Raw genomic sequence first — 1,047 nt, 5'->3', positions numbered from 1 at the left:
TAACTATCGCTCTCATATGGGATTCGACGCCCCAGTTCGTCCTAATTGGGCTCGCAATCACTACTGCCATCGTTTCAGGCTACAGGCGAATGGCTGATCCCGGCGACAAAGCAGAGAACTACTATCGGGCCGCACATGCGTATCATCGGTTGTTCGATGACTTACGTGACTTCATCAAACTAGAACTCGCTAAGAAGGACGTCGGTCTTGATCAGATGGAATCCCGTTATGAAGACTTGGCTGAACGTCGGAGAAACTTGAACGAAGACATGCCGGAAGTAACCAGTAGATGGTACGAGAAGCTTGACGAATCGATTTACGACGAAGTGGACACCACTGATAACGCCAAAGAGCGCCTCGCTGGTGAGGCCCAATTGTATCAACCCGGACCGAACCACAGTCTCTCCGACGAAGAAGTCGCTGATCGACTGGCTGACGAAGCCGAGTTAGAGGATGAAGGCGGGAAATAAGACCCGAAAAGCCAGTTCAAGACAAAGCTGAAGCGATCTTGGGTTCCGGATATAGATTTACATTTTTGGAAGAAGGAGATTGGGCTATGATTGAATCGGTTGCTACTGCTATCGCTTCGGCGGTGGCGCAACAATCTGCGGGAAAAGTCCGAGAGATAATTGAACAATCTGAATCTCCAGAAGACGCGTGGAAGAAATCTTGCTATGAGGTAGCAATCAAAGTGAGAACCTCGTATAAGCAGAATCAGGAAGTAGAAATGGCTGATGACGAGCAATTTAGTAGAGATTTGGAGAACTTTGGGAATATGGCCCGTGAGTTAGCAGTCTACGGTGACATCAAGGGATTTGATGAGGAGCTACAGGGGAAGGTTGAGGAATTAGCTGAAGGATGTGCTAACACCGCGAGGAGCAAATCGGGAATCGGAAACACTCTAGAATCTAAATATCAAGATGAAGACATACCATCGATTTTAGAATACATTATTGAAAATAGTAATGATGAATAACACTTTATCAGACGAGACTTTCCCGATAGAGGTTCTATTCAATCAGGCCGTCGACTATGTGTCGACAGCTT

Annotated in this window: 2 protein-coding genes; both read left to right on the top strand. The window is 46.7% G+C overall.

What is annotated here, in order from left to right; genetic code table 11:
• Positions 1-470, top strand: a 470-nt coding sequence (locus EXE45_RS16880) for a hypothetical protein (protein ID WP_137695014.1), incomplete at its 5' end; no start/stop codon positions are given.
• Between the two features lie 86 nt (positions 471-556).
• Entirely contained in the window at positions 557-976 is a 420-nt protein-coding gene (locus EXE45_RS16875; protein ID WP_137695013.1) for a hypothetical protein, read from the top strand.
• The last annotated feature ends 71 nt before the right edge of the window (positions 977-1,047 follow it).

The sequence above is a fragment of the Halorubrum sp. SP9 genome (assembly GCF_005435015.1).
In the GTDB taxonomy this organism is placed as follows: domain Archaea; phylum Halobacteriota; class Halobacteria; order Halobacteriales; family Haloferacaceae; genus Halorubrum; species Halorubrum sodomense.
Note: the sequence above shows the minus strand (reverse complement) of the source record. Positions and strands in the feature narration are given on the sequence as shown.